Below are 25,486 nucleotides of genomic sequence, written 5' to 3' on the forward strand. Positions count from 1 at the left end.
AACGGGAGCCGCATGTGGCCGGCAATGAGATATCCTACCTGATCGGCCGCGTGTCCCTGAAGGACCGCAAGGCGTTTTCCGTGCTCTATGAAAAAAGCGCGTCGAAACTTTTCGGCATTTGTTTCCGTATCCTCAGGGATAGAAGCGAGGCGGAAGAGGCATTGCAGGACGTCTATGTGAAAATCTGGCAGCGCGCCGACCGCTATGTGGAAAGCGAGACCAACCCGATGGCATGGCTCGCGGCGATTGCGCGAAATCAGGCAATCGATCTCATCAGGGCGCGAAGACCGGTGGCATCGGATATCGATGCGGCCTATGATATCGCCGACCCGCTCATGACGCCAGAGGAGGCGGTCGTGCTGAGGTCGGAGGGCCGCCGGATCGATGGCTGCATGGAAACGCTGGAGCCCGATCGGGCATTGGCGGTTCGGCGTGCCTATATAGAGGGTCTGAGCTACGAAGAGCTTGCCGATATCCACGGCGTGCCCCTAAACACGATGCGAACCTGGCTTCGCCGAAGCCTGTTGAAACTGAGAGAGTGCATGAGCCGATGACGGCGTCCGACAAAGAGATGAGAGACCCCCGCCGCGACGAGGTGATCGCCGGCGAATATGTGCTCGGGGTGCTTTCGGCCGAAGACCGCCGCAAGGTGGAGGCACGGCTTGCCAAGGATCGCCAGTTCGCCGCCATGGTGAACCGCTGGGAGGAAAACCTCTCGACTTTCAACGACGACTACGAGGCGCTGCAACCGCCGCCGCGAACCTACTCCGCCATCGAGCAGCGTATTCTGGGCACTTCGCCGCCGGATGCGGCCTTCTCCGGCAAGGTGGCCGGCGGGTTCTGGCAGTCGCTGGCGCTGTGGCGTTCGCTCGCCCTTGCCTCACTGGTAACATCCGTCGGGCTTGCGCTGTCGATGAGCACGCTGATGGCGCCTCGCCCGATGAGCAATGGCCGGCTGGTGGCGGACCTCGCGGGCGAGAATGCGGCGATCAATCTCGTCGCCCGCTACGACGAGGCCAATGGCGCGCTGCGCATCACGCCCGTCGCTGCTGGCAAGGAGAAAGAGAAATCGCTGGAGCTCTGGCTCGTCGAGGAGGGCAAATCGCCGGTCTCGCTCGGGGTGCTGCCGCAGACGGGCGAAGGGGAACTGGCGGTTCCCGCCGTCATGCGCGGCCGTCTCGTGCAGGGGGCCGTGCTGGCCGTCAGCGTTGAGCCTTTCGGCGGTTCGCCGACGGGAAGCGCGACCGGCCCGGTGATCGCCTCGGGAGCCGCCCGGTTCGAATGATCTTCCGGATTGCCGCACAAGCCGCGCTTTGCGCGGCTTTTTTGTTTTAAAATCTGGTCTCTATAAAAAAGATCGTGCCGTCTGAAACTCTTTTTCGAAAGGTCCCGTTGCTCGCAAGGATCGCCCGATGGGCATCGCAATGGGAGGTCCCGCATGTCGCGGGCCGAAAAGAAGGACAGTCCCACCATGACCCGTTTCACGCTCCGCACCGCCGCCCTTGCCACGGTCTTCACGCTCGGCGCCTTTGCCGCCCATGCCGAAAACCCGATGGTCGGCGGTGCGCCGATGTACGCCGAAAAGAACATCGTAGAAAACGCCGTCAACTCGAAGGATCACACGACGCTGGTCGCCGCCGTGAAGGCTGCCGGTCTGGTCGAGACACTTTCCGGCAAGGGCCCGTTCACGGTCTTCGCGCCGACCAACGAAGCCTTCGAGGCGCTGCCGGCCGGCACGGTCGATACGCTGCTGAAGCCTGAAAACAAGGACCAGCTCACCAAGGTGCTGACTTGCCATGTCGTGGGGGCTGATGCGATGTCGGACGCGATCGGCAAGATGATCAAGGACGATGGCGGTGCGCACCCGGTCAAGACCGTCGGCGGCTGCACGCTGACGGCGAAGATGGATGGCGACAAGATCACGCTGACAGACGAGACGGGCGGTGTCGCGACCGTGACGATCGCCGACGTCAAACAGTCGAACGGCGTCATCCATGTCATCGACAAGGTTCTGCTGCCGAAGGCCTGAGCCTCAAGGTCCCGCGTCGTTCATGAACCCGCGCGGGATACCAGTCCCTCGCCAGCCCTGGCCGCCGGTCTTCCGGCGGCCTTTTTTTAATGCAGGGAAACACCGCCGGTCTTCCGGCGGCCTTTTTAACGCTCGATGGCCGTCAGGATGGCGTTGCGCAACTCGTCGAGGCCGCGGCCCTTTTCCGAGGAGGTGGACAGCACCTCCGGATAGGCGGCAGGGCGCTTGACGATCTTCAGGCGGGTTTCCTCGATGAGGCGCGGCACGCCGGCATCCTTGATCTTGTCCGTCTTGGTCAGCACGACCTGATAGGAGACGGCGGCCTTGTCGAGCAGGGTGAGCACTTCCTCGTCGTTCTTCTTGATGCCGTGGCGGCTGTCGATCAGCACATAGACGCGCTTCAGCGTGGAGCGGCCGCGCAGATAGTCGAAGACCAGCTTGGTCCAGGCGTCGACATGCTCTTTCGGCGCCTGGGCATAGCCGTAGCCGGGCATGTCGACCAGCGCCATCGGCGGCAGGTCGCCTTCTTCGCCGGAAAAGCCGTCGGGCACGAAATAGTTGAGTTCCTGGGTGCGGCCGGGCGTGTTAGAGGTACGGGCAAGGCCCTTGTGGCCGACCAGCGCATTGATCAGCGACGACTTGCCGACATTCGAGCGGCCGGCAAAGGCAATCTCCGGCGGTCCCTCGGGCGGCAGGAATTTCATGGCGGGCACGCCGCGGATGAAGATCCACGGCCTGCCGAACAGCGGCTTGTCGCCCGGTATGGTCGTCTCTGTCATTGCTTTGCCTTTGTTATCAGGCCCCCGGCTTCCGGGTTTTGGCCGCGAAAGTCAAGCGCGGCGCTGCCGCCACAGCTCGACACCGAGATAGCAGATGAGCGCGGTCAGCACGATGGCGCCGCCGATGACCGTATAGGGGCTCGGGATTTCGCCATGGATGAGCGCCACCCAGAGCGGCCCCAGCACCGTCTCGGCGGTGCCGAGCAGGGCGGCGAGTGCGGAGGGGATCAGGCGGGCGCCGGTCACGAAGAGGGCGAGGCCGAGGCCGAAATTCAGCGCGCCGAAGACGATGAGGATTCCGAGCTCGCTCGCCGTGATGGCAAAGCCCGAGGCCTGGCTTGCCGCCGTCGTGCCGGCGATGACCGTGCCGAGGAAGACGGCGGGCGTCATGCGTACATGGGCGAAGCGGCGGGTGATGATCGTAGCGCTGGCAAAGGCGAAGGCGATGAGGAGAGCGAGCGCATCGCCGATCATCGAGGCGCCACCGCCGAGCGATTCCGAGACCATGATGGCGACGCCGCCGATCACGGCGGCAATGGCGATCCAGGTATGCGTGGCGATCTTTTCGCGAAACAGCATCCAGGCCATCAGGGCGGCGATCAGCGGCACGCCGGCCTGGATCAGCATGACATTGGCGACGGTCGTATAGGCGAGCGCCAGGATGAAGGAGGTGGAGGCGGTGGCAAAACAGATGCCGACGGCAATGCCGGCAAGGCCCATGCCCCTGAAGAGCTGCACGGTGCCGCGCGGCCCGTCACGCACCAGCATGAAGCCCAGTAGGAAGAGCGCGGCGAAGAGCGAGCGCCAGAACACGACCGTCCAGCCGTCTTCGATATGCAGGAAACGCGCCAGGGTGCCGCCGAAGCTCCAGGCGACGGCTGCGCCCAGCACCAGGGCTGCGCCGAAACCCTGTCCGCGGCTTTCCGGGAGAGTGGGCGTGACCGGAAGGGTGGAGGCGGAGGACATGGGCGCTCGCAGAAAAGGGATTGTCGCGAGCATGACAGGGATGCGCCCGCACCGCTTCCATGCCAGCGACGAGGCGATGTCGCAAGCGGGCTTGGCGGAAGGCCTTAAAAACAAAACCCCGGCACATGGCCGGGGTTCGTGTCTCTCAATCCTGAAAGCGTCAGGACGATGGTTTGGCTTTCTTGCTGAACAACCCCTTGAGATTGTCGAAGAGCTCGATCTTCACACCGTGGCGCTTCATGATGATCGCCTGCTGGATGATCGAGAGCGTGTTGTTCCAGGCCCAGTAGATCACGAGGCCCGCCGGGAAGGTCGCCAGCATGAAGGTGAAGATCAGCGGCATCCAGGTGAAGATCATCGCCTGGGTCGGATCCGGCGGCGTCGGGTTCATGCGCATCTGCAGGAACATGGTGACACCCATGATGAGCGGCCAGACGCCGATCATCAGGAAATGCGGCACGTCGTAGGGCAGAAGGCCGAAGAGGTTGAACAACGACGTCGGATCGGGCGCGGACAGGTCGTGAATCCAGCCGAAGAACGGAGCGTGGCGCATTTCGATGGTGACGTAGATCACCTTGTAGAGCGCGAAGAACACCGGGATCTGCAGGAGAATCGGCCAGCAGCCGGCCAGCGGGTTGATCTTCTCTTCCTTGTAGAGTTGCATCGTGGCCTGCTGCAGCGCCATGCGGTCGTCGCCGTGCTTGGCCTTCAGCTCCTCCATCTTCGGCTGCATCTTCTTCATGTTCGCCATGGAAGCGTACTGCTTGCTGGCGAGCGGGAAGAACAGGCCCTTCACGACGATCGTGGTGATCAGGATCGCGATGCCGAAATTGCCGAAATAGCGGAAGAAGAAGTCCATCAGCTGGAACATCGGCTTGGTGAAGAACCAGAACCAGCCCCAGTCGATCATCAGGTCGAAATGCGGGATCGAAAGGGACGTCTTGTAGCCGTCGATGACGGGCACTTCCTTGGCGCCGCCGAAGAACAGGTTCTTGACGTCGGTCTTCTGGCCGGGCGCGATAGTGATGTCGTCCTGGCGGTAATCCGCCTGGTAGCGCGGGCGGCCGTCCGTGAAGTAGGAGAAACGCGTGTCGTAGGGGGTGGCCTGCGGCGGTACGAGCGCGGTCGCCCAGTACTTGTCGGTGATGCCGAGCCAGCCGCCGGTCGCCTTGCCGGGCGAGACCGTTGTGTCGTCCTCGGTTTCCTTGTACTTCACCTCATGCAGGCCCAGATCGCCGAGCACGCCGATGAACCCCTCATGCAGCACGTAGACCGACGGGTCCTTCGGCTTGAAGAAGCGCGTTGCGCGGCCATAGGGCGAGAGCGCGATGGCCGCGTCCGTACGGTTCTCGATGCTGTCGGTGATGGTGAACATGTAGTGTTCGTCGACCGAGACGGTGCGGGTGAAGACGACGCCCTTGTCATTGGTGAAGGTGAGCTTCACGGGGGTCGTCTGCGTCAGCTTGCCGGTGCCGTCCTGCGTCCAGACGGTCTGCGGGCCGGGAACGGTGCCCGTCGCGTCGCTGCCGACATAGCCGACTTCGGCGAAATAGCCGTGTTCGGTCTCGGCCGGGCTCAGAAGCGTGATGATCGGGCTCGTCTTGTCGACGGTCTCGTGGAATTCCTTGAGCTTCAGGTCGTCGAAGCGGGCGCCCGTGAGATTAATCGAACCAGCGAGCGAGGGTGTGTCGATCTCGACGCGGGCGGACTTGGCGATCGCGGCGTCGCGCGTTTCGGTCGTCGTGCCCGTGGCCGCGCCACCCGGCAGGGTGCCGTTGGTCGCGGTCGTCGTCGTCGCGGTGCCGTCGGCGGCCGTCGTCGTCTGCTGCGTCTGGGTGGCCTGCTGCGCTTCCAGCGCGGCGCGGTCCTTGTCCAGTTTGGGGTTCACATAGAGGAACTGCCACGCGACGAGGATCAGCACCGACAGTGCGATCGCCACGAAATAATTGCGGTTGTTTTCCATCACTCTTTCCCGGGAGCAGCAGGGCGCTGCTGCTTTTGTTTCTGCCGCGTCGCGATCCGGTCCTTCAGACCGGCCTTCAAGGTTTCGAAGGACGCGCCGAGCACATCCCTTCTGGCGACAACCACATAGTCGTGTCCGGGCTCCATTGCAAACCCGGCCGATAGCCGCACCGCCTCTTTCAGGCGCCGGCGCATGCGATTGCGTTCCACGGCATTGCCGTGCTTCTTGGTAACGGTGAAGCCGACGCGGGGCGGTTCGTCCGGCATCTGCCGGTTGCGCACTTCGAGAAGGAACAGAGGTCCCTTGCGCTTCTCGCCCTCACGCACAAAAAGAAACTGCGGACGGCTTTTCAGCCGTCCGACAGCAGATTGTCTAACTTTTTTCGTCATATGCCCGTCGCCTCTGTTCGGGCAGACACGGCCTTAGGCCGAGAGGCTCGCGCGGCCGCGTGCGCGGCGTGCGGACAGGACCTTGCGGCCGCCCTTGGTAGCCATGCGGGCGCGGAAGCCGTGACGACGCTTGCGGACAAGCTTGGAGGGTTGGTAGGTACGCTTCGACATTTATTTAATACCGCGGTGTGCGGCCCTTCTTGGGTTTTGCTTTACGCAATCAGCGTTGAAAGTCCGACACAGGCTTGCCCTCGCGGGAAGCCAGGCTGTCCGGACGTGCGCGGCTTATAAGGGCAAAGACGCTTAAAAGTCAATTGCGGCTTTGACGGCTGTCCAGCTGCCACATTCGTTAAGATGGAAACTATCTGTGGTTGCGCACGCCTTGTCCTTGGTGACATTTGGATAACGTAACGTCAGGCTTTATTCCTGATTTTCCTCAATATTTTTTGCGCCCGCAACGTAAGCGAGGTCTTAAATGCCTGATTTCTGGGCGGTTGCATCAAATTCTAATTAACCTTTAGCGTTTACCGTCGAGGTCTTGGGGAGGACGATGATGTCGTTTTCCTGGTCGTCAGCTGTGCCTTTGGAGTATGATGTGAAGATACGCGGCAAGATTTACCTCATCGTGGGTGTGATGGGCTTCATTTCCGTCCTCATCGGCGCCATCGCCGTCCATGTGGTCTCGGAATACAGTGACAAGCTGCATCAATACGAGAACGCCGCCGACCGCGCCTTCCTCGGCGAACATCTGAACCGTCAGGTCACCGCCGTCGTCATGGAGGCGCGCGGCGTCTATGCTGCCAAAGACACCGAGGGTGCCAAGAAGTTTGCCGATGGCATCGCCAAGGAACTCGACGGTATCGACGCGACGCTCAAGGAGTGGCAGCCGCTCGTTCCCGACGTGCAGAAGGCCGCATTCGACGCCGTGGTTTCGCGCGCCGCCGAATTCCGCACTTTCCGCATGGAAACGGCCCGCCTCGGCACGACGGAATCGATTGCCGCCGCCAACGAGCAAGGCAATAACGAACTGAACCGCGCCAACCGCAAGGCCTTCCAGAAGGAAATCGATGCTGTCGTTCAGACGGACAACGAGAACCTGACGGCGATCAAGGCCGACATCGCCTCCTTCGAGGCCCTTATGCTGACGCTCGTGCTCGGCACGGTCGGTGCCGGCCTCGTTCTGGGCGGCGGTATCGCTTTCTATATAGCGACCAACGAACTCAGCCGCCCGATCCAGGAGGTCACCGACACGATGAACCGTCTTGCCGGCGGCGATCTTGAAACGGAAGTGCCTTATGCCGGCCGTAAGGACGAAATCGGCGAAATGGCCGCCGCCGTTGCCGTCTTCCGCCAGAACGCCATCACCGTGCGCGACCTCAACGCCCAGGAACAGATTCTGCGCGAAAAGAGTGCGGATCTCCAGTCCTCCATCGCGACCGTCGTACATGCGGCCGCCGCCGGCGACTTCTCCTCGCGCATCAGCAAGGATTATCACAACGAAGACCTCAACCGCTTTGCCCGCTCCGTCAATGAGCTGGTGGCCGGCGTCGAGGAAGGCATTGCCGAAACCCGCCGCGTCATCGGCTCGCTGGCGGACGGCGACCTGACGCAGACCATGAACGGCGCCTTCCGCGGCGCCTTTGCCGAGCTGCAGCAGAACGTCAACGCAACGCTTGCCACGCTCCAGCGCACCATGCGCGATGTGCGCGGTTCGACGGACGCCATCAATGCCAATTCCGGCGAGCTGCGCACCGCCTCGGACGATCTGTCCAAGCGCACCGAGCAGCAGGCCGCGGCGTTGGAGGAAACCTCAGCGGCTCTCGAAGAGATCACCGCTGCCGTCAAGAATTCGACGGAGCGGGCCAACGAGGCGACCTCGATGGTCGGCGAGGCGACGCAGAGCGCAAAACAGTCCGGCGCCATCGTGCGCAACGCCATCGATGCCATGGGGCGCATCGAGCAGGCTTCCAGTGAGATCAGCCAGATCATCTCTGTGATCGACGAAATCGCCTTCCAGACCAACCTGCTGGCACTGAACGCCGGCGTTGAAGCAGCGCGTGCCGGTGAAGCCGGCAAGGGTTTTGCCGTCGTCGCGCAGGAAGTGCGTGAACTCGCCCAGCGCGCCGCCAGCGCGGCCAAGGACATCAAGGGCCTGATTACCAAATCGGGCAGTGAAGTCGCCGTCGGCGTGAAATATGTCCAGGAGACGGGGGCTGCCCTCTCCGACATCGAAACCCGTGTCGTCACCATCAACGACCGCATCCATGCCATCGCCACGGCCGCGCGCGAACAGGCGACCGGTCTGCAGGAAATCAGCACCGCCATCAACCAGATGGACCAGGTGACGCAGCACAATGCAGCGATGGTCGAGGAAACCTCGGCCGCCACGCACAAGCTGAAAGGGGAGGCCGATAGCCTGGCCGATCTCGTCGCCCGCTTCCGCACCGGGGATGCCGCGCAGTATGTGGCGCCCGCCCGCGCGGAAAGCCGCCCTGTGGAGTCGCCGGCTCGCCGCATGATGGGCAATGTCGCCCGTGCCTTCGGCGGCAACCGTGCTGTGGCAACCGCCGCCGTCGCCCAGGAAAACTGGGAAGAGTTCTGATCCTTACAGGGATCGCGAGAATGATAACGCGGCGGTGGCGACACCGCCGCGTTTTGCATTTTGAACCGGCGTTGGAAAAATCGCCGCAATCTCTTATAATTACGGCATCGGCGGGGCAGGCGGCGCAGGGACGCGCTTCCGGCCCGCTGTCATTTGCCAAGCACTTGCCGCCGGGAGTTGAGAAATGATGGAGAGAGACGCCGCGGCGTCCCTGACCGAAGCGCCGGTGCCGGCGGCCGGGTATCTGTCCGGCCTGTCGGGCCGCCTGCTGCTCCTCACCGCCGCCTTCGTGCTGATCGCCGAAGTGCTCATCTTCGCCCCCTCGGTCGCCAATATGCGCCTTCAATGGCTGCGCGACCGCTTGAACACGGCGGCGGCGGCCAGCGTCGTCATCGAGGGGCTGCCGGACCAAGAGCTGCCGCGCTCCGTGCAGCAGGAAACGCTGATGGCGACCGGCGCCAAGGCGATCGTGCTCAAGAAGGCGGATGCTTCGCGCATGGTGGCGGCTGTCGACATGCCGCCGAGCATCGACGCACAATACGACCTTTCCGACGTCTCGCTGCCGACAGCTATCTATGATGCCTTTGACACGCTGCTCTTCGGCGGCAAGCGCGTCATCCGCGTCTATGGGCCGGTCGGCGAGACGAGCACGCGCATCGAGCTCCTGCTCGACGAACAGAAGCTGCGCCGCGCCATGCTCACCTATGCACGCAATGTCTTCATCCTCTCGATGATCATCTCGCTGGTCACGGCAAGCCCCATCTTTTTTGCGCTCAACCGCCTGCTGATCCGCCCGGTGCGCCGGATGACGGAAAACATCCAGGCCTTCACCGCCGATCCCGCTAATCCGGCGCGCGTGCTGGTGCCTTCCGGCGGCCGCGACGAGATCGCTGTCGCCGGCATCCATCTGGCCGCCATGCAGCAGACGTTGCAGCGCACGCTGAAGGAACAGAAGAACCTCGCCGATCTTGGGCTGGCCGTCTCAAAGATCAACCATGACATGCGCAACATCTTGTCTTCGGCGCAGCTGATGTCCGACCGCCTGTCCGACGTCGACGATCCCGTGGTCAAGCGCGTCGCGCCGAAACTGCTGCGCAGCATCGACCGGGCGGTGGGCTATACGAATGAAGTGCTCTCCTACGGCCGCATGCGCGAGCCGGAACCGCGCCGCCGTTTCGTGGCATTGCGCCCTCTGGTGCAGGAGGTGTCGGAGGTGTTGGCGCTTGATACGCGCGGCGATATCGATTTCGTTGTGCAGATCGAGCCGGCACTCGAAGTCGATGCCGATGGCGAGCAGCTCTTCCGCGTCATTCACAATCTCTGCCGCAACGCCGTGGAGGCGCTGGCGCAGGATCTCGGCGGCGAGCGCCGCGCCGTCATGGTGACGGGTCTGCGCACCGGTGCGGTCGTCTCGATCGCCATCGATGACAACGGCCCCGGCATGCCCGCCAAGGCGCGCGAAAACCTCTTCGCCGCCTTCCGCGGCTCCGTTCGTTCCGGCGGCACGGGCCTCGGCCTCGCCATCGCCCGCGAACTGGTGCTCGCCCACGGCGGCACGATCGCGCTCGTTGAAAAGGCGACGCCCGGCACGCTCTTTCGCATCGAGCTGCCCGACCGCCCCGTCCCCCTCGATGCCTTCCGTCACCGCGCCTGATTTCCGAGGCGGTTGCTGATCGGATATGACGGGACGGTGAAAAAAGTGCATTTTTTCTGAGAAAGGCGCTTGCAATAACCCGGAGTACCCTTTAGTGAACCGCCTCACAGACGGGCACCAAACGCCCCGCTGTCAGCGCACCCGTAGCTCAGCTGGATAGAGCACCAGACTACGAATCTGGGGGTCAGGAGTTCGAATCTCTTCGGGTGCGCCATTTCTCTTCCTGAATAGGCCGGTTGATTGCGCCCTGCTAGGGCGATCCTTCACGCGCCGTTTGGCGCTTTTTTCGTTTTCCCCGCTGTGAAATCAGCATTCCCGCGAAGCGATCAAAAAAATCGCTTCAGGCAACTTTTGGCCGTTTACAATAGTAATACAATATGATGTTTTAAGCCTGCTGCTGAGGAGCAGCTTTCTTTGGGAGGACATCATGAAATTCAAAATCGCACTCGCAAGTGCCACGATCCTTGCTGCCTCGATGTTCAGCGCCGCATCCGCCGCCGATCTCACCATCGGTTTTTCGCAGATCGGTTCGGAATCCGGCTGGCGCGCTGCCGAAACAACGCTCACCAAGCAGCAGGCTGAAAAGCGCGGCATCGACCTGAAATTCGCCGACGCCCAGCAGAAGCAGGAAAACCAGATCAAGGCGCTGCGCTCGTTCATCGCGCAGGATGTCGATGCCATCCTGATCGCCCCCGTCGTCGCCACGGGCTGGGATGAAGTGTTGCAGGAAGCCAAGGATGCGGAAATCCCGGTCATCCTGCTCGACCGCACGGTCGATGCCTCGAAGGACCTTTACCTGACGGCCGTCACCTCCGACCTCGTCCATGAAGGCAACGTTGCCGGCAAGTGGCTGGTCGATACCGTTGCCGGCAAGCCGTGCAACGTCGTCGAATTGCAGGGCACGACGGGTTCGTCGCCGGCCATCGACCGCAAGAAGGGTTTTGAGGAAGCGCTCGCCGGCAAGGACAACCTGAAGATCATCCGCAGCCAGACCGGCGACTTCACCCGCACCAAGGGCAAGGAAGTCATGGAAAGCTTCCTGAAGGCGGAAGACGGCGGCAAGAACATCTGCGCGCTCTACGCCCATAACGACGACATGGCCGTCGGCGCCATCCAGGCGATCAAGGAAGCCGGCCTGAAACCGGGCAAGGATATCCTCGTCGTCTCCATTGACGCCGTTCCGGATATCTTCCAGGCCATGGCGGCCGGCGAAGCCAACGCCACCGTGGAGCTGACGCCGAACATGGCAGGCCCCGCGCTCGACGCGCTCGATGCCTTCCTGAAGGACGGCAAGGAGCCGCCGAAGTGGATCCAGACGGAATCCAAGCTCTACACCCAGGCTGACGATCCGCAGAAGGTCTACGAGGAGAAGAAGGGCCTCGGCTACTGATCTCCTCCCGGGAGCCCCGCGTCCGGCTCCTAACTTGACGCGGGGCATCCGCCCCCTAGCATTCGGCTGATACGGTTTTTCGCCGGATCGGCCGGTTCGCCTGCCGTCTCCCGTTGGGGCGGCGGGCGGCAGACGTCACACGGGTGGGATCATGCAGGCGAGTACCTCCATTCTTTCGGCAACGGCGATCGACAAGATCTTTCCCGGTGCCAGGGCGCTCGACGGCGTCGATTTTTCGCTTCACCGCGGCGAGGTCCATGCGCTGCTCGGCGAAAACGGCGCGGGCAAGTCGACGCTCGTCAAATGCCTGACCGGCGCCTATCGCCGCGATGGCGGGCGCATCCTGCTCGACGGCGCGGATGTCGATCCGCAGAGCACGCTGGAAGCCCAGAATCTCGGCATCGGCACGGTCTACCAGGAGGTCAATCTCCTGCCGAACCTCACGGTCGCCGAAAACCTCTTCCTCGGCCGCCAGCCAAAGCGCTTCGGCTTTATCGACAGCCGCGACATGAACCGACGCGCGAAAGCGCTGCTCGCCGAATACGACCTCGATATCGATGTCACCGCCGAGCTTGCCGCCTATTCGGTGGCGGTGCAGCAGGTCATCGCGATTGCGCGCGCCGTCGATCTCTCGGGCAAGGTGCTGATCCTCGACGAGCCGACGGCCAGCCTCGATGCGCATGAAGTGGCGATGCTGTTTCGCATCGTGCGCCGCCTGAAGGCGCGCGGCCTCGGCATCATATTCATCACCCACTTCCTCGAACAGGTCTACGACATCTCCGACCGCATCACCGTGCTGCGCAACGGAAAGCTCGTCGGCACGCGGGCGACGGCGGACCTGCCGCGCCGCGATCTCATCGCCATGATGCTCGGCCGCGAGCTGGTGCAGGAGGTGGCGGCGGAGCATGGCGCGAAGGGCGAGGGCGGCGAGGTCCGTTTCCGCTTTCGCAATTTCGGCCGCAAGGGCCATATCCAGGCCTTCGATCTCGATGTGCGCAGGGGCGAGGTGGTCGGTATTGCCGGCCTGCTCGGCTCGGGGCGCACCGAGACGGCGGAGATACTGTTCGGTGCCGAGCGGGCCGATAGCGGCACGGCGGAGGCTGATGGCCGCACGCTCGACCTCTCGTCGCCACGGTCCGCCATCCGCGAAAAATTCGGCTTCTGTCCAGAGGATCGCAAGGTCGACGGCATCATCGGCGATCTCTCGGTGCGCGAGAACATCGCGCTCGCCTTGCAGGCAAGGCGCGGCTGGGCGCGGCCGATCAGCCGTAGCGAACAGGACCGGCTGGCCGACGACTATATCAAGGCGCTCGATATCCGTACCAGCGACCGCGAAAAGCCGATCCGGCTTCTGTCAGGCGGCAACCAACAGAAGGCGATCCTCGCGCGCTGGCTCGCCACCAACCCGGATTTCCTGATCCTCGACGAGCCGACGCGCGGCATCGATGTCGGAGCGCATGCGGAAATCATTCGCCTTATCGAGGAGCTCTGCGGGAAAGGCATGTCGCTAATCGTGATCTCGTCCGAACTGGAAGAACTCGTCGCCTATTCGAGCCGCGTCATCGTGCTGCGCGACCGGGCGCATGTCGCGGAACTCGTCGGCAACCAGGTGACGACCGACGGCATCGTCGAGGCGATTGCCGCCTCTGCCGGGAAGGCGGACGCATGAGCGCGACACTGAAAGCCTATGCGGTCAGGCTCTTCCCACAGGTTGCGGCACTCGCCGTCATCCTGCTGATGGTCTCCATCGCCTTTCCCGGCTTCTTCCGTCTTGAAATGCAGAATGGCCGGCTCTACGGCAGCCTGATCGACATCCTGAACCGAGGCGCGCCGGTGGCGCTGCTCGCCATCGGCATGACGGTCGTTATCGCCACCAAGGGCATCGACCTCTCGGTCGGCGCCGTCATGGCGATCTGCGGCGCGGTGGCTGCGGCCGCCATCACGTCCGGCCATTCGCTTGCCATGACGCTCCTGATCACGCTCGGCACCGGCATTCTCTGCGGCTTGTGGAACGGCATCCTCGTCGCCGTGCTCGATATTCAGCCGATCATCGCGACACTGGTGCTGATGGTCGCCGGACGTGGCATCGCCCAGTTGATCACCGAAGGCGCTATCCTCACCTTCAACGACGCCGGGCTGATCTTCATCGGCAGCGGTTCGCTGTTCGGCCTGCCTATGCCCGTTGTGATCTGGTTTGCCTTTGGAGTCATCGTGGCGCTCCTCGTGCGGCGCACGGCGCTCGGCATGCTGATCGAGGCACTCGGCGTCAACCGCCGCGCCGCCATGCTGTCGGGTGTCTCGACGGGCGTGCTGCTGATCGCGGCCTATGTGCTGTCGGGCCTCTGTGCGGCGCTTGCCGGCATCATTGCCGCCGCCGATATCCGGGGGGCGGATGCCAACAATGCCGGGCTCTGGCTGGAGCTCGATGCGATCCTGGCGGTCGTCGTCGGCGGTACGTCGCTGCTCGGCGGGCGCTTCTCGATTGCCGCCTCGCTGATCGGCGCGTTGATCATCCAGTCGGTCAATACCGGCATCCTGCTTTCGGGCTTCCCGCCGGAATTCAACCTCATCATCAAGGCGGCGATCATCGTGCTGATCCTCGTCATCCAGTCGCCGCGCGCGCAGTCGGCCTTCGTCTTTCTCTCCCGTGCCCGCGCATCGGAAAAGAAGACGGCCGGGGAGGCGAAATGAACCCGCGTTACCTTCCGCTCACTGCGACGATCGCAATCTTCCTGATCGCCTATGCCGTCTGCATCGCGCAATATCCCAACATGCTGTCGACGCGCGTCATCGGCAACCTGCTGACGGACAATGCCTTTCTCGGCATCGCCGCCGTCGGCATGACCTTCGTCATCCTCTCGGGTGGCATCGATCTCTCGATCGGCGCGGTCATCGCCTTCACCGGCGTCTTCCTCGCCGTGCTGCTTCAGGCGACGTCGATCCATCCGCTCGTCGCCTTCGTACTGGCACTTGCCATCACCACGGCCTTCGGCGCGCTGATGGGGGCGATCATCCATCATCTGGAAATGCCCCCCTTTATCGTCACGCTCGCCGGCATGTTTCTGGCGCGAGGCATGGCGTTTGTCCTGTCGATCGACTCGATCCCCATCAAACATCCGTTCTACGCCACGCTGAAGAGCGCCTATTACAAGCTGCCCGGCGGCGGGCGCATCACTCTGATCGGCGGGTTGATGCTGCTCGTCTTCGCGCTCGGCATCCTGATTGCCCACCGCACCCGCTTCGGCGCCAATGTCTATGCGCTCGGCGGCGGTACTGCGACGGCGCGGCTGATGGGCGTGCCGATCGGGGGCACGACAATTGGAATCTATGCGCTCTCCGGGTTCCTCGCCGGCCTCTCGGGCATCGTCTTCTCGCTCTATACCTCGGCCGGCTATTCGCTGGCGACGGTGGGCGTAGAGCTGGACGCCATCGCCGCGGTCGTCATCGGCGGCACGCTGCTCACCGGCGGCTCCGGCTTCATCGCGGGTACGCTGGTCGGCATCCTCATCCAGGGCCTCATCCAGACCTACATCACCTTCGACGGCTCGCTGTCGAGTTGGTGGACGAAGATCCTGATCGGCCTGCTGCTCTTCGCCTTCATCCTGTTGCAGAAGGGGCTGATCCACGTCACGGACCGGCGGAGGCGGCATGCGTGATTTCCTGCGCACGCCACCCCCTCTTCGCCCACTCTGCCTCTAGATTGAGGGCAGGGCGGTGCGGAAAACAGGTCTGCTCGAAACCATGATGAACGGAGCGGTGGCGCGCACCAGCCACTCGCAGGTGGTGGGCGAACTCGGCAAGGCGATCATCGCCGGCGAGTTTCCGGTGGGTTCGACGCTGCCGGGCGATACGGAGATGGAGGCGCGCTTTGGTGTGTCGCGCACCGTCATCCGCGAGGCGATGAAGACGCTCGCCGCCAAGGGCCTTGTCGTGCCGCGCGCCCGCATCGGCACGCGGGTGACGCCGAAGGACCAGTGGAACCTGTTCGACAGCGATATCCTCACCTGGCACTTCGCTGTCGGCGTCGATGACGTCTTCCTCATCCATCTCAGTGAAATCCGCCTCGGCTTCGAGCCGCAGGCCGCAGCGCTTGCCGCGCGCCACGCGACGGAGGCGGATATCAACCAGATGATGCTGCTCGCGGTTGCGATGGGTGATCCCGAACACACGCCGGAAACGCTGGCGCTGGCCGACCTGCGCTTCCACCTCGCCGTGATGGACGCCGCTCGGAACCCCTTCATGCGCACCGTCGGCAGCCTGATCGAGGCGGCGCTGGCCGGCGTTTTCAAGCTGAGTTCGCCGGCGTCCGACCGCATCAAGATCGGCGATGTTGCGGCAAACCATATGCGCATCGTCGAGGAAATCCGCCGTCGCGACGAGGATGGCGCACGCCGCGCCATGGAAAACGTCATCCGCGTCGGCCGCGCCCGCATCACCGATGCGCTGGGCGGGCAGTCGTCCGGGCCGGCGTGACCGATATGCCACGCCTCCCGACGTCGATGGGCGCTTTGGTACGGCTTGTCTTCTAAACCGCGCCTCACTCCGCTAAGCAGGGACATCGGTGCGCCGCACCGGCGAAAACTGGAAAGCGGAAGGAAGCGGGACATGATGCACCGCGAAATGCCGCGCGTACTGCGTCGCGTGATTGTCGCCGGGGTCATTCTGCTGGCTGGCTGTGCCGGTCGGCCCGAGGGCGTATTGGTGCCGAGCGGCGAGACGCCGCCGGGCGTTTCGACCGTCGATCTCTTGGTCGCAACCACGCGCGCCCCCTCCGAGCAGCCGGGCGTGCTGTTTTCCGGCGAACGAGGCTCGGATCTCCAGCTGCGCGACATCGCCATTTCCATTCCGCCTGACGACAAGCGCAAGATCGGCCAGGTGCAATGGCCGAAGAAGCTGCCGGCCGATCCGATGAAGGATTTCTCCACGGTCAGCGTCAAGGCGATCGACAAGGAGAAGGCCGGGAGCGCCTGGCTTGACCGCAACCTGCCGAAAAGCCGGCGCGTGCTGATCTTCGTGCACGGTTTCAACAACCGCTACGAGGATGCCGTCTACCGCTTTGCGCAGATCGTGCATGATTCCAAGACGGATGCGGCGCCGATCATCTTCACCTGGCCTTCGCGTGCCAGCATTTTCGATTATTCCTACGACAAGGAAAGCACCAACTATTCGCGCGATGCACTGGAAGAACTGCTGAATGCTGCGGTCGCATCGCCTAAGGTCGGCGAGATAACCATCATGGCCCATTCCATGGGCACGTGGCTGGCGGTGGAGACGCTGCGCCAGATGGCAATCCGCAAAGGGCGCGTGCCGAAAAAGATTCAACAGGTCATTCTCGCCTCGCCCGATCTCGACGTCGACGTTTTCGGCCAGCAGCTGCGTGCGCTCGGCAAGGAGCGGCCGCAGTTCACACTGTTCGTCTCGCGGGACGACCGGGCACTGACCCTGTCGCGCCGCATCTCCGGCAATGTCGACCGGCTCGGCCAGATCGACCCCTCGCAGGAGCCCTATCGTTCTATGCTGGAAAAACAGGGTATAACGGTGCTCGACCTGACGGCGCTGAAATCCGGCGATAGTCTGAACCACGGCAAATTCGCCGAAAGCCCTGAGGTCGTGCGCCTGATCGGTAACCGGTTGATCGACGGTCAGACGGTGACGGATTCCGAGGTTGGCTTCGGCGACCGGCTCGGTGCCGTAGCGCTGGGCACGGCCGAGACGGTCGGCAGTGCGGCGAGCATCGTCGTCTCCACGCCGATCGCCGTCTTCGATCCGGTCACGCGTAAGAACTACGACGACCAATGGCGCCGCCTCGGTCGGTCGGTCGAAGATACGACGGTTACGGCAGCCGGGCAGTAGGTTCAGAAAGAAAAGGGCGGCTACAAGGAGCCGCCCTTCGATTTCAATTCTGCGTCCGATTTAGCGGACCCAGATCACTTCGCGCGAACTGCGATCGACGAGCACCGGGCGCTGGTCGACATAGATATAACCGTAGCTTGGATTTTCCGGCACCTCGACGATCTGCACCGTATCGGGGATCACCGCGCCGGCCTGGACGGGACCTTCGAGCACGACGGGCTCGACCGGATGGCGTTCCACATAAGTAATGGTCGCTTCGGGGATGTCGCCGGAAATGCTTGCCGTCGTCTCGACCTCGGGCGCGTAGATCACCTGGCGGCTATCCGTGCGCACAATGACCGGACGGTTATCGACATAGACATAGGCGAGATCCGGATGGTCCGGGATCGGCGTCAGCGCAATCGTGTTGTCGAAGCGCGTATCGGCCGTCAGCTGGCCATCCAGCACGACCGGCGGGGTCGGGTTTTGCATCACATAGACACGGGCATCATCGGGAACCGCCGCATCCGCGCCGATGGCGAAGCCGACCATACCGCCGACGACGGCGCCGACAGGGCCACCCACGACAGCGCCCGCCGTGGCGCCGGCAGCGCCCATGGCGGTGCCGCCGAGAACCTCCTTGTCGCGGTCATCGGCATGGGCGACAGAAGCGCCGATAAGGGCCAGAGCGGCACCTGCCATAAGAATCTTACGCATGTCTTTCTCCTTGGAAGATTGGGTTTCCCACCCCTTCGGCGGAGACAACGTGACATGTCGGAATCGGTTCCCGCATCATGTCTAAAGGACATCACGATGTGTAACGCACGGTAATCCTCGCCTCAGGCGATTTCCGAATCCCGCTTGGCGATTTCGTAGTCCTCGTGATGCACCTGCAGCCCCTCCGGCGTCACCACGACAATGCCGTAGGCGGCCGGTTCGTCGACCGAAAGCGAGGCGTTCGGCGCGTCGAAGGGCATCGGCTGTTGATGCACCGGGCTCTTGAAGATCGAGAAGGGAATGCCGCGATGCGAGCCGCCAATCGTACGGTGCACATGGCCGGCGAAGATATGGCGCACATTGCCGTGCTTCAGCACCAGATCGTAGAAGGCGTGCTCATTGGATAGCCGGATCGCATCCATGCCGGTAAAGCCCGTCTTGTGCGGTGGATGATGCATGAAGAGAAGGACGGGCAGGGTGCCGGCGCTGGCCAGCGTCTTGTCGAGCCAGGCAAGGCGGGTCCCACATAGATAGCCGGCATGGCTCAAAGGATAGTCGTAGGGCGGAGCGAAAAGCGTGTCGAGCAGCACGACGCGGCAGTCGGGAAAATCGATCGCCTGCTGCACGAAGCCGTTCTCATCCGGTTGGACATGGGAGAAGGTTTCCAGGAAACGGTCGCGATAGTCGTGGTTGCCGATAGTGATGGCTGCCGGGGGCACGAGTTTGGCGAGCAGGCCGTGCAGGCGCTCATAGGACAGTGTATCGGCGCGATGTGTCAGGTCGCCGGTAAAGATCACCCGGTCGGCATCGGCATGGTAGCGGTTGACATGCTCGATGCCGGCAAGCAGCCGATCATAGGGATCGAGGCCGATGATCTTCGTGCCCTCGGGCACCATGTGCAGATCTGTAAAGACAATGAGCTTGGTCATGAAAGGGTCTCGCGGCGGGGTTATTTCAGGCGCAGGATGAAGGCCGCGCCGGATGCATTCGTAGCGTGCGAACGTGCCGCATGAAAAGCAGTTGGAAGCGACGGCAATCTGATATATCAGAAAGGCGAAACAGCCGGCGGGCTGGCCAAACGGAGCATAGCGACATGAGATGGAAGCGCACGATCCAGCTGCTGGACGTTCATTGCGAGGGTGAGATCGGCAAGGTGGCAATCGGCGGCGTGCCGAAGATCCCCGGCAACACCATTGCCGAACAGCTCAACTACATCAACACGGTCGACGACAGCCTGCGCCGCTTCCTGTGCCTGGAGCCGCGCGCCGCTGCGACCGGTTCGGTGAACCTGCTTCTGCCGGCCAAGCGTCCCGAGGCCGATGCCGGCTTCATCATCTTGCAGGCCGATCAGGCGCATGCCTCCTCGGGCTCCAATTCGATCTGCATCACGACCGCGCTGCTGGAATCCGGCATCGTCGAGATGAAGGAGCCGGAAACCGTCGTCGTGCTCGATACCGCCGCCGGCCTCGTCAAGGCGACGGCGACCTGCCGCGATGGTCGCTGCGAGAAGGTCAAGCTCACGATGGTGCCGTCCTTCGTGGAAGCGCTGGATGTCGAGATCGACACCCCGCATTGGGGCCGCGTGCGCTTCGACATCTCCTATGGCGGCATCTTCTATGCGCTTGTGGATGTCGACCAGATCGGCACGAAGATCGAAAAGGCCAATGCCCGCGCGCTGGTCGATGCCGGCATGGCACTGAAGGATCTCATCAACAAGTCGATGAAGGTCGTGCATCCGGAAATCCCCGAGATCAACGGCATCGCCTATGTCATGTTCCGCGACCGCGATCCCGACGGCACTGTGCGCACCGCCACCACCATGTGGCCCGGCCGCGTCGATCGCTCGCCCTGCGGCACCGGCAATTCGGCGAACCTCGCCACGCTGCACGCCCGCGGCCTCGTCAAGGTCGGCGACACGTTCCGCTCGCGCTCGATCATCGGTTCACAGTTCGAGGTGGGTCTGGAAGCCGAAACGGTCGTCGCCGGCCGCAAGGCGATTATCCCGACCATCACCGGCCGCGGCTGGACCTTCGGCCTGCACCAGATCGCGCTCGACCCGACCGATCCGCTCGCCGACGGTTTCGCCATGACCGACACCTGGGGCCCGCAGGCCGGTGAAATCCGCTAAGACAAAAAGCCCTGGAGCGACGTCCTGCGGCTCCGGGGCTTTGCTTTTTCACTTCGCAGCGTAGTGCTTCTCGATGGCGCCGAGGGTGATCGGATCGATCTCCGCCGTATCGGCGTCCTCGATCAGGTCCTGGTCGGCCAGCACCTGTTTGATGGCAAGGCGCGCATCGGCGGATAGTTGGTCCGGCTGGTCGCGCAGGATGACTTCGAGATCGACGTCCCGCATTTCGAAGGCGGCGACGAGGCTGGTCACGGCCTGCTCGATGTTCTTGACGATGCCGGTGCCGCTCTGCTGCATCAGGCCGATCTTCAGCTTGCCGAAACTGTCGCCCTTGTCGGCCGCCTGCTCGAAATAACCGGCGGCGGCGGTAAGGTCCTGGGCAACGCCTTCGCCGGTCTCCAGCATCAGGCCGAGATTGATCATGGCATCGATGCTGCCGCGTTCGGCCGCGAGCTTGTAATAGGCGGCGGCGCGCGCATTGTCCTCGGCGACGAGGCTGCCGTCGTCGAGCAGCACGCCGAGATTGAAGGCGGCGGTCTCGTCGCCGCCGGCAGACGCCTTGTCGAACCACCGGGCGGCTTCCGCGCCGTTCACTTCGGTGCCGATCCCATCGCGATAGGCGACGGCGAGATTGTAGGCGCCGAGCATGTCACCCAGTTCGGCGGCCTTCTTGTAATGGCTGAATTCGGCAGCCGGATCGCCGCGTTTTCCAAGCATCGCACCGTAATTGACCATAGCGACCGTATGACCGAGCGCTGCGGCCTCAGCATAGAGCTTCATCGCGTCAAGATCCTGGCCGGCGCGCTCCAGGGCGCGGGCCAACTGGAAGGCCATGCGCGGGCTGCGGAGGGAATTGTAGGCTTCGCGGCAGGCCGAGAGCGCGGCGCCGATCTTGATGTCCTGGAGCTCAACCGGCGCGAAGGCCATGTTGCGCGTCATGTCATAACGGCTGCCGGCGGCGGCATCGCATTTGGCATCGATGGTGTCGGCACGGGCGCCATCGGCACCCGCCAGAAGGACCGCGAAGAAAAGGGCGCGGCCAGCCGTCTTCAGCATATTGGATCGCATAGTCATGATCCGTCTCCCTTCGTTGATGGGGGCACCTTAGACGAACGGTGCAAAACGGCTGTTTCCGCGGGAACAGTGGGATGACGGGAGGCGGCGCATAAGGGTAGTCATTGCTGGCGGTGTGCACGGTGGATGTAGCGCGGCGCCCGGGTTCAATTCATCCAGGCGGGCTCCGTCCCGCGAAAGGTGTGTCATGCCAACGCTCGATACGTTCCGTCCCGTCACCCTCAGCCGCCGGCTGTTCATCGCCGGCAGCACGCTGGCGCTTCTCGGCGCTGGGCTTCGCGCCACGCAGGCCAACACGATCATCGGCAAGGCCGTCGAGATCACCGGCGATGTCAGCCGCAAACATGCCGAACATCAGGAAGGCCTGAAGGCCGGCGCGAGCCTGATGGACCACGACTTCGTGAAGACCGGCAAGGAAAGTTTCGCCGAGCTGGCGCTCGGCGAGGATACCAGCCTGATGCTCGGCAGCGAGACGGAGCTTCTGATCGATACCTTCATCGCGGGTCAGGGGGGCATCATCGAACTCGGCACCGGCCAGATGGTCTTCGACCGGCCGGAGGGCCTCGCCAAGATCGACCTCACCATGCGCACCACCTTCGGCATGATCGGCGTGCGCGGCACGAAATTCTTCGCCGGCCCCAGCCGAAAGGCCCCCTTCGCCGTCTTCGTCGAGCATGGTCGCGTCGAGGTCACCGGCGGTGGTGTAACCAAATCCGTCTCCGGCGGCGAGGGCGTCGAGATCAGTGCACCGGGTGCGGCTCCCGGCGAGGTCATCAAGTGGGGCGAGGCCCGGATCCGCGAGGCCTATGCCAGCGTCGGCATCCGCTAGGACGGAACATGAAGGATGCGTGAGGGCGATCCCGAAGTGTCCGTGTTCGATCGCGTGAACATGGTCGAGCCGCTTCTGCAGGCATACCCCCTGTTTTACCAGAGGTGGCAAGCCCTCCATGATGAAGGCCGGGGTGATGAACAGTTCCCGATTTACTTCGCGCTTTCAGAGCTTGCTCGCCATTTGATCGGCGATCTGGAATCGGGAAATACGCAGCACTTCGATGCTGTCTTCGATGTTGTCGAACTGTGGCATGTCCAGGGAAACGCAGATGTGAAAGAGGCCGCAACGGTGGGCCTCCTTGAGGATCTACAGAATTGCGATTTGCATCAGAGGACAAAGCCCGAGGATTTTCTGGAGTGGCTGCGGCCGGAAACGCGCGTATGGTGGGGTAAGGTTGAAGCGTTCTGGGCAAAGGGAACGCCGATAGTCTAGGGGCCATCAGTCCAGCGTAAACAGGTCCATCGTTCCGAAGCCGCGAATCTCGTGGTTGCCGATGGCGCGCAGCGTTCGGCTTGTTTCGCTTGCTGCGCGTGGGCCGACGCAGATCTGGGTGCCCAGGAACTTGTTGGCATCCTGCAGGCGGGCGGCCAGATTCACGGCGTCGCCATGCGCGGTATAGTCGAGCTTGCCGCCGATGCCGACCTCGCCCAGCACCGCCATGCCCGTCTCGATGCCGAGGCGCGTGCGTCCGAAATCCTTCTCCAGGAAGGCAGGGCGGCGGCGCATCTCCTCGGTTAGGGAGCGGATGTCGTCGGCGCAGGCGAGCGCCTTGTCGACATGGCGCTCGAGATCGTCCGGAGCATTGAACAACGCGTGCACGGCGTCGCCCACCACCTTGTCGACCATGCCGCCATGCCGCGCCACCAGCGCGTTGACCTCGGAGAAGTAGATGTCGAGCAGCTTGACGAGGTCGTGCGGGCCGATTTTTTGCGCGAGTGTCGAGAAGCCTTCGATGTCGGTGAACAGGGCGGTGACCTGCCGCTCCTCGCCGGCGACGCGGACCATGTCGGGATTGTCGATGTAGCGCGAGACGACCGATTGCGGCAGGTATTGCGCAAAGCGCTGGCGCGCCGTCGCTTCGGCACGGCGGATATGGGTGAATTGCAGGAGGCCGGTGACGAGTGCCGCCGTGGCGACGACCAGCGAGACGCCGATCGCATCGGACAACAGCGCCGTGCGAAGATAGAGCAGCCCGGAGCCGCCGAAGACCAAGCCGACGAGGGTGACGCCGGCGACCGCCGCAAAGAGCGGGCGAAGTCGCGTCGCCGCCAGCGCCGCCGCCGCACCCATGAGGAAGGCAAAACCTGCCTCGGCAGGCGCAAGGCCGGGATCGCGTGTCGGGATATGGTCGGTCAGGATGGCATTGGCGACATCGGCATGGATCTGCACGGAGGGTTCGAGCGGCATCGAGGCGCTGGCGCGCAAGCCGCCGAGATTGGGCAGGCTGCTGCCGATCAGCACGACCTTGCCCTCAATTTTTTCTGGAGGGACTTTGCCCGCCACGACGTCGGCGGCGGAAAAGGTCCGCGCACCGATGGCGGCCGCAACGCTGGCGACGAAGCGCAGGCTACCGTCCTCGTCGAGCCTGAGGATGCGTGCATCATGGCGCAGCCACACGGGGTTGCCGCCGAGAATGGGCGTGCGTGCGCCGGCTGCCAGCCGAGCGGCCTCCACACCGAGCGCCGGATAGGCGGCGTTGCCGACGATGGCATAGGCCTGCACGCGGCGCACCACGGCATCCTCGTCGCCGACGAGGAAGGAAGCGGACGCCGAGATCGCCTTGTCCTGCAGGAAGGGACAGGAGCTTTCCGTGCCGTCGATGAACCAGAGGTCAGGGACGGTGACCGGCTTTTGCAGGGCAAGCGCCGGCACGGGATGAGGCGCGCCGTCCGTCGCCTCGCCGATCAGAAATCCGAGCACGGTCGGTACCTTTGCGATGGCACCGGAAAGTGCTGCATTGGCCGGCTCCTCGGCCGCGCAATCGGTGCTGAAGACGAAATCGAAGGCAATGGCGGTGGGCTTGGCGGCGGCTAGGCGGTCGATGAGATCGGCGGTCTGGCTGCGTGTCCATTCGCGGCCCGGCACGCTCTGGAAGGCCTTGCGATCGATATCGACCACAACGATCTCGTCGCTCTCGGCCACCGGAATAGCCTGGGTCAGCGCGTCGAAATAGAATTCGCGCTGCTGCTCCAGAGCCGTTTCGCCCATGAAGTACAGCGCAAGCGCGCCGGCAAGGCTCGCAACGAGCCCGGCGACAAGCGGTCTGTATTTCTTGGCGATCATGATCAGCCGCTCCCTTTTCGGGCCGCCGGCCTGTTAGTCGTCATCCGGCTCGGCGATGTTCTGCAGCCGGCCGATATGGCAATGGATGATGCCGTCGTTGCGGCGGATCGCGCCGGCCTCTTCCAGTGCCAGGATCGACCGGTTGATCTTCGGCCGGCTCGCGCCGACGATGCTGGCGATCTCGCCCTGGCTGAGCGAAAGCTGGAGATTGGCGCTGTCGGGCAGTTCGTCGCCATGGATGTTGCGGAGCGTCGCCAGGAAGAAGCGTGCGACGCGGGAATCGAGATCGTAGAGCGCGATGGTTTCCAGCTGTTCCGTCGTCTCGCGCAGCTTGGTGCAGAGATAGTGGATGATCGCGTGCGCGGCGGTCGGGTTGCGGGTGAGCACGTCGAGGAAATCGCGCTTGGCGATGACATAGCCTTCGGTCGGCGTCACCGAGGTCGCGTCCGCTGAACGCGGCTGGCCGTCGAGGATCGCCATTTCACCGAGGATCGATCCGGCCTCGAGCTGGCGCAGCGACAGTTCCTTGCCCTGCGGCGTGATCAGCGACAGCTTGATGCGGCCGGAGACGAGTACAATGAGATAGGTGCCCTCGTCGCCGCGCTGGAAGATGACCGTTCCCGCCGGCCAGCGGCGCCAGGTCGCGATGGACGCGATCTCGCCGATCGTTTCCTTGCTGAAGCCCTCGAAAATCGGAAAAGAACGCCAAAACGCGGCACTCTTGTTGATCTCGTTCATATCCGGTTTCCCCCGGCCGCCCCTGACAGGATGAAGACGGGCCGCTCAACCGAAATCTTCGCCCAGCCGGTGAGCGCTTGCAACAGAAAAGAACGGATAGTTTGGGCTGG

At 63.4% G+C, this 25,486-nt stretch carries 24 protein-coding genes and 1 tRNA gene; 15 read left to right on the forward strand and 10 right to left on the reverse strand.

Annotation, left to right across the window (positions count from 1 at the left end; all coding sequences use genetic code 11):
* Positions 1–14: 14 nt before the first annotated feature.
* The 3 genes from D0Y60_RS05945 to D0Y60_RS05955 all read left to right on the forward strand — a co-directional run bounded on the left by D0Y60_RS05945 (position 15) and on the right by D0Y60_RS05955 (position 2,029).
* On the forward strand, positions 15–554 hold the full coding sequence (locus D0Y60_RS05945; RefSeq protein WP_117367767.1) for a sigma-70 family RNA polymerase sigma factor: 540 nt from the start codon (positions 15–17) through the stop codon (positions 552–554).
* Positions 551–1,285, forward strand: coding sequence for an anti-sigma factor (locus D0Y60_RS05950; RefSeq protein WP_117367769.1), 735 nt, complete (start codon positions 551–553; stop codon positions 1,283–1,285). Before D0Y60_RS05945 ends, D0Y60_RS05950 begins: the two co-directional genes overlap by 4 nt.
* Positions 1,286–1,471: 186 nt before the next feature.
* A complete protein-coding gene (locus D0Y60_RS05955) occupies positions 1,472–2,029 on the forward strand; it encodes a fasciclin domain-containing protein (RefSeq protein ID WP_117368424.1) in 558 nt (185 codons plus the stop codon).
* Between the two features lie 125 nt (positions 2,030–2,154).
* On the opposite strand, the gene yihA is transcribed toward D0Y60_RS05955, so the two are convergent.
* The 5 genes from yihA to rpmH form a co-directional block, all read right to left on the reverse strand.
* Complete coding sequence (gene yihA, locus D0Y60_RS05960; RefSeq protein WP_117367771.1) at positions 2,155–2,808, reverse strand: ribosome biogenesis GTP-binding protein YihA/YsxC; 654 nt, start codon at positions 2,806–2,808, stop codon at positions 2,155–2,157.
* Between the two features lie 51 nt (positions 2,809–2,859).
* On the reverse strand, positions 2,860–3,774 hold the full coding sequence (locus tag D0Y60_RS05965) for a DMT family transporter (protein WP_117367773.1): 915 nt from the start codon (positions 3,772–3,774) through the stop codon (positions 2,860–2,862).
* Between the two features lie 160 nt (positions 3,775–3,934).
* Positions 3,935–5,737 (reverse strand): membrane protein insertase YidC, encoded by a 1,803-nt coding sequence (gene yidC / locus D0Y60_RS05970; RefSeq protein ID WP_199564111.1) that lies wholly within the window; start codon positions 5,735–5,737, stop codon positions 3,935–3,937.
* Positions 5,737–6,126 (reverse strand): ribonuclease P protein component, encoded by a 390-nt coding sequence (rnpA, locus tag D0Y60_RS05975; RefSeq protein WP_117367777.1) that lies wholly within the window; start codon positions 6,124–6,126, stop codon positions 5,737–5,739. The genes yidC and rnpA overlap by 1 nt, the downstream gene beginning before the upstream one ends.
* Before the next feature lie 33 nt (positions 6,127–6,159).
* Positions 6,160–6,297 (reverse strand): 50S ribosomal protein L34, encoded by a 138-nt coding sequence (rpmH, locus tag D0Y60_RS05980; protein ID WP_117367779.1) that lies wholly within the window; start codon positions 6,295–6,297, stop codon positions 6,160–6,162.
* 424 nt (positions 6,298–6,721) lie between these two features.
* On the opposite strand from rpmH, the gene D0Y60_RS05985 reads away from it, so the two are divergent.
* The 9 genes from D0Y60_RS05985 to D0Y60_RS06025 all read left to right on the forward strand — a co-directional run bounded on the left by D0Y60_RS05985 (position 6,722) and on the right by D0Y60_RS06025 (position 17,625).
* The gene (locus tag D0Y60_RS05985) at positions 6,722–8,728 is read left to right on the forward strand and encodes a methyl-accepting chemotaxis protein (RefSeq protein ID WP_117368426.1); all 2,007 of its coding nucleotides are present in this window, start codon (positions 6,722–6,724) and stop codon (positions 8,726–8,728) included.
* Positions 8,729–8,912: 184 nt separating this feature from the next.
* Complete coding sequence (locus D0Y60_RS05990) at positions 8,913–10,382, forward strand: HAMP domain-containing sensor histidine kinase (RefSeq protein WP_117367781.1); 1,470 nt, start codon at positions 8,913–8,915, stop codon at positions 10,380–10,382.
* A gap of 137 nt (positions 10,383–10,519) precedes the next feature.
* Positions 10,520–10,596 (forward strand) — tRNA-Arg (locus D0Y60_RS05995).
* Positions 10,597–10,809: 213 nt separating this feature from the next.
* A complete protein-coding gene (gene ytfQ, locus D0Y60_RS06000; protein WP_117367783.1) occupies positions 10,810–11,772 on the forward strand; it encodes a galactofuranose ABC transporter, galactofuranose-binding protein YtfQ in 963 nt (320 codons plus the stop codon).
* A gap of 151 nt (positions 11,773–11,923) precedes the next feature.
* Positions 11,924–13,441, forward strand: coding sequence for a galactofuranose ABC transporter, ATP-binding protein YtfR (gene ytfR, locus D0Y60_RS06005; RefSeq protein ID WP_199564112.1), 1,518 nt, complete (start codon positions 11,924–11,926; stop codon positions 13,439–13,441).
* The gene (locus D0Y60_RS06010; RefSeq protein ID WP_117367787.1) at positions 13,438–14,463 is read left to right on the forward strand and encodes an ABC transporter permease; all 1,026 of its coding nucleotides are present in this window, start codon (positions 13,438–13,440) and stop codon (positions 14,461–14,463) included. The genes ytfR and D0Y60_RS06010 overlap by 4 nt, the downstream gene beginning before the upstream one ends.
* On the forward strand, positions 14,460–15,428 hold the full coding sequence (yjfF, locus tag D0Y60_RS06015; protein WP_117367789.1) for a galactofuranose ABC transporter, permease protein YjfF: 969 nt from the start codon (positions 14,460–14,462) through the stop codon (positions 15,426–15,428). The genes D0Y60_RS06010 and yjfF overlap by 4 nt, the downstream gene beginning before the upstream one ends.
* An 85-nt stretch (positions 15,429–15,513) precedes the next feature.
* Entirely contained in the window at positions 15,514–16,245 is a 732-nt protein-coding gene (locus tag D0Y60_RS06020) for a FadR/GntR family transcriptional regulator (protein WP_117367791.1), read from the forward strand.
* A gap of 132 nt (positions 16,246–16,377) precedes the next feature.
* On the forward strand, positions 16,378–17,625 hold the full coding sequence (locus D0Y60_RS06025) for an alpha/beta hydrolase (RefSeq protein WP_199564113.1): 1,248 nt from the start codon (positions 16,378–16,380) through the stop codon (positions 17,623–17,625).
* A 60-nt stretch (positions 17,626–17,685) separates the two neighbouring features.
* Here the strand turns inward: D0Y60_RS06025 and D0Y60_RS06030 are convergent, their stop codons facing one another.
* Together D0Y60_RS06030 and D0Y60_RS06035 are read right to left on the reverse strand one after the other, a co-directional pair.
* Positions 17,686–18,321, reverse strand: a complete 636-nt coding sequence (locus D0Y60_RS06030; RefSeq protein WP_117367793.1) for a DUF1236 domain-containing protein — start codon at positions 18,319–18,321, stop codon at positions 17,686–17,688.
* Positions 18,322–18,443: 122 nt separating this feature from the next.
* Positions 18,444–19,250 (reverse strand): phosphodiesterase, encoded by an 807-nt coding sequence (locus D0Y60_RS06035; RefSeq protein WP_117367795.1) that lies wholly within the window; start codon positions 19,248–19,250, stop codon positions 18,444–18,446.
* A gap of 164 nt (positions 19,251–19,414) precedes the next feature.
* On the opposite strand from D0Y60_RS06035, the gene D0Y60_RS06040 reads away from it, so the two are divergent.
* A complete protein-coding gene (locus D0Y60_RS06040) occupies positions 19,415–20,449 on the forward strand; it encodes a proline racemase family protein (RefSeq protein ID WP_117367797.1) in 1,035 nt (344 codons plus the stop codon).
* 48 nt (positions 20,450–20,497) lie between these two features.
* Here the strand turns inward: D0Y60_RS06040 and D0Y60_RS06045 are convergent, their stop codons facing one another.
* The gene (locus D0Y60_RS06045) at positions 20,498–21,523 is read right to left on the reverse strand and encodes a tetratricopeptide repeat protein (protein WP_117367799.1); all 1,026 of its coding nucleotides are present in this window, start codon (positions 21,521–21,523) and stop codon (positions 20,498–20,500) included.
* 187 nt (positions 21,524–21,710) lie between these two features.
* On the opposite strand from D0Y60_RS06045, the gene D0Y60_RS06050 reads away from it, so the two are divergent.
* Both D0Y60_RS06050 and D0Y60_RS06055 read left to right on the forward strand, forming a co-directional pair.
* Positions 21,711–22,352 (forward strand): FecR family protein, encoded by a 642-nt coding sequence (locus D0Y60_RS06050; RefSeq protein WP_117367801.1) that lies wholly within the window; start codon positions 21,711–21,713, stop codon positions 22,350–22,352.
* Between the two features lie 15 nt (positions 22,353–22,367).
* The gene (locus tag D0Y60_RS06055) at positions 22,368–22,787 is read left to right on the forward strand and encodes a hypothetical protein (RefSeq protein WP_117367803.1); all 420 of its coding nucleotides are present in this window, start codon (positions 22,368–22,370) and stop codon (positions 22,785–22,787) included.
* 6 nt (positions 22,788–22,793) lie between these two features.
* On the opposite strand, the gene D0Y60_RS06060 is transcribed toward D0Y60_RS06055, so the two are convergent.
* Both D0Y60_RS06060 and D0Y60_RS06065 read right to left on the reverse strand, forming a co-directional pair.
* Positions 22,794–24,638 carry an adenylate/guanylate cyclase domain-containing protein gene (locus tag D0Y60_RS06060; RefSeq protein WP_117367805.1) on the reverse strand — a complete coding sequence of 615 codons (1,845 nt, stop codon included), beginning with the start codon at positions 24,636–24,638 and terminating at the stop codon, positions 22,794–22,796.
* A gap of 33 nt (positions 24,639–24,671) precedes the next feature.
* Positions 24,672–25,376, reverse strand: coding sequence for a Crp/Fnr family transcriptional regulator (locus D0Y60_RS06065; protein ID WP_117367807.1), 705 nt, complete (start codon positions 25,374–25,376; stop codon positions 24,672–24,674).
* Positions 25,377–25,486: the final 110 nt, after the last annotated feature.

The organism is Shinella sp. WSJ-2 (genome assembly GCF_003432075.1).
Lineage (GTDB): Bacteria > Pseudomonadota > Alphaproteobacteria > Rhizobiales > Rhizobiaceae > Shinella.

Bases quoted from the DNA above. Each gene is read 5' to 3' on its own strand.
- D0Y60_RS06035 (WP_117367795.1), bottom strand. From the start codon at position 19,250: ATGACCAAGCTCATTGTCTTTACAGATCTGCACATGGTGCCCGAGGGC.
- D0Y60_RS06025 (WP_199564113.1), top strand. From the start codon at position 16,378: ATGATGCACCGCGAAATGCCGCGCGTACTGCGTCGCGTGATTGTCGCC.
- ytfR (WP_199564112.1), top strand. From the start codon at position 11,924: ATGCAGGCGAGTACCTCCATTCTTTCGGCAACGGCGATCGACAAGATC.
- ytfQ (WP_117367783.1), top strand. From the start codon at position 10,810: ATGAAATTCAAAATCGCACTCGCAAGTGCCACGATCCTTGCTGCCTCG.
- rpmH (WP_117367779.1), bottom strand. From the start codon at position 6,297: ATGTCGAAGCGTACCTACCAACCCTCCAAGCTTGTCCGCAAGCGTCGT.
- D0Y60_RS05990 (WP_117367781.1), top strand. From the start codon at position 8,913: ATGATGGAGAGAGACGCCGCGGCGTCCCTGACCGAAGCGCCGGTGCCG.
- D0Y60_RS06010 (WP_117367787.1), top strand. From the start codon at position 13,438: ATGAGCGCGACACTGAAAGCCTATGCGGTCAGGCTCTTCCCACAGGTT.
- D0Y60_RS05965 (WP_117367773.1), bottom strand. From the start codon at position 3,774: ATGTCCTCCGCCTCCACCCTTCCGGTCACGCCCACTCTCCCGGAAAGC.
- yihA (WP_117367771.1), bottom strand. From the start codon at position 2,808: ATGACAGAGACGACCATACCGGGCGACAAGCCGCTGTTCGGCAGGCCG.
- D0Y60_RS06055 (WP_117367803.1), top strand. From the start codon at position 22,368: ATGCGTGAGGGCGATCCCGAAGTGTCCGTGTTCGATCGCGTGAACATG.
- D0Y60_RS06060 (WP_117367805.1), bottom strand. From the start codon at position 24,638: ATGATCGCCAAGAAATACAGACCGCTTGTCGCCGGGCTCGTTGCGAGC.
- yjfF (WP_117367789.1), top strand. From the start codon at position 14,460: ATGAACCCGCGTTACCTTCCGCTCACTGCGACGATCGCAATCTTCCTG.
- D0Y60_RS05955 (WP_117368424.1), top strand. From the start codon at position 1,472: ATGACCCGTTTCACGCTCCGCACCGCCGCCCTTGCCACGGTCTTCACG.
- D0Y60_RS06040 (WP_117367797.1), top strand. From the start codon at position 19,415: ATGAGATGGAAGCGCACGATCCAGCTGCTGGACGTTCATTGCGAGGGT.
- D0Y60_RS06045 (WP_117367799.1), bottom strand. From the start codon at position 21,523: ATGACTATGCGATCCAATATGCTGAAGACGGCTGGCCGCGCCCTTTTC.
- D0Y60_RS06030 (WP_117367793.1), bottom strand. From the start codon at position 18,321: ATGCGTAAGATTCTTATGGCAGGTGCCGCTCTGGCCCTTATCGGCGCT.
- yidC (WP_199564111.1), bottom strand. From the start codon at position 5,737: ATGGAAAACAACCGCAATTATTTCGTGGCGATCGCACTGTCGGTGCTG.
- D0Y60_RS05950 (WP_117367769.1), top strand. From the start codon at position 551: ATGACGGCGTCCGACAAAGAGATGAGAGACCCCCGCCGCGACGAGGTG.
- rnpA (WP_117367777.1), bottom strand. From the start codon at position 6,126: ATGACGAAAAAAGTTAGACAATCTGCTGTCGGACGGCTGAAAAGCCGT.
- D0Y60_RS06065 (WP_117367807.1), bottom strand. From the start codon at position 25,376: ATGAACGAGATCAACAAGAGTGCCGCGTTTTGGCGTTCTTTTCCGATT.
- D0Y60_RS06020 (WP_117367791.1), top strand. From the start codon at position 15,514: ATGATGAACGGAGCGGTGGCGCGCACCAGCCACTCGCAGGTGGTGGGC.
- D0Y60_RS06050 (WP_117367801.1), top strand. From the start codon at position 21,711: ATGCCAACGCTCGATACGTTCCGTCCCGTCACCCTCAGCCGCCGGCTG.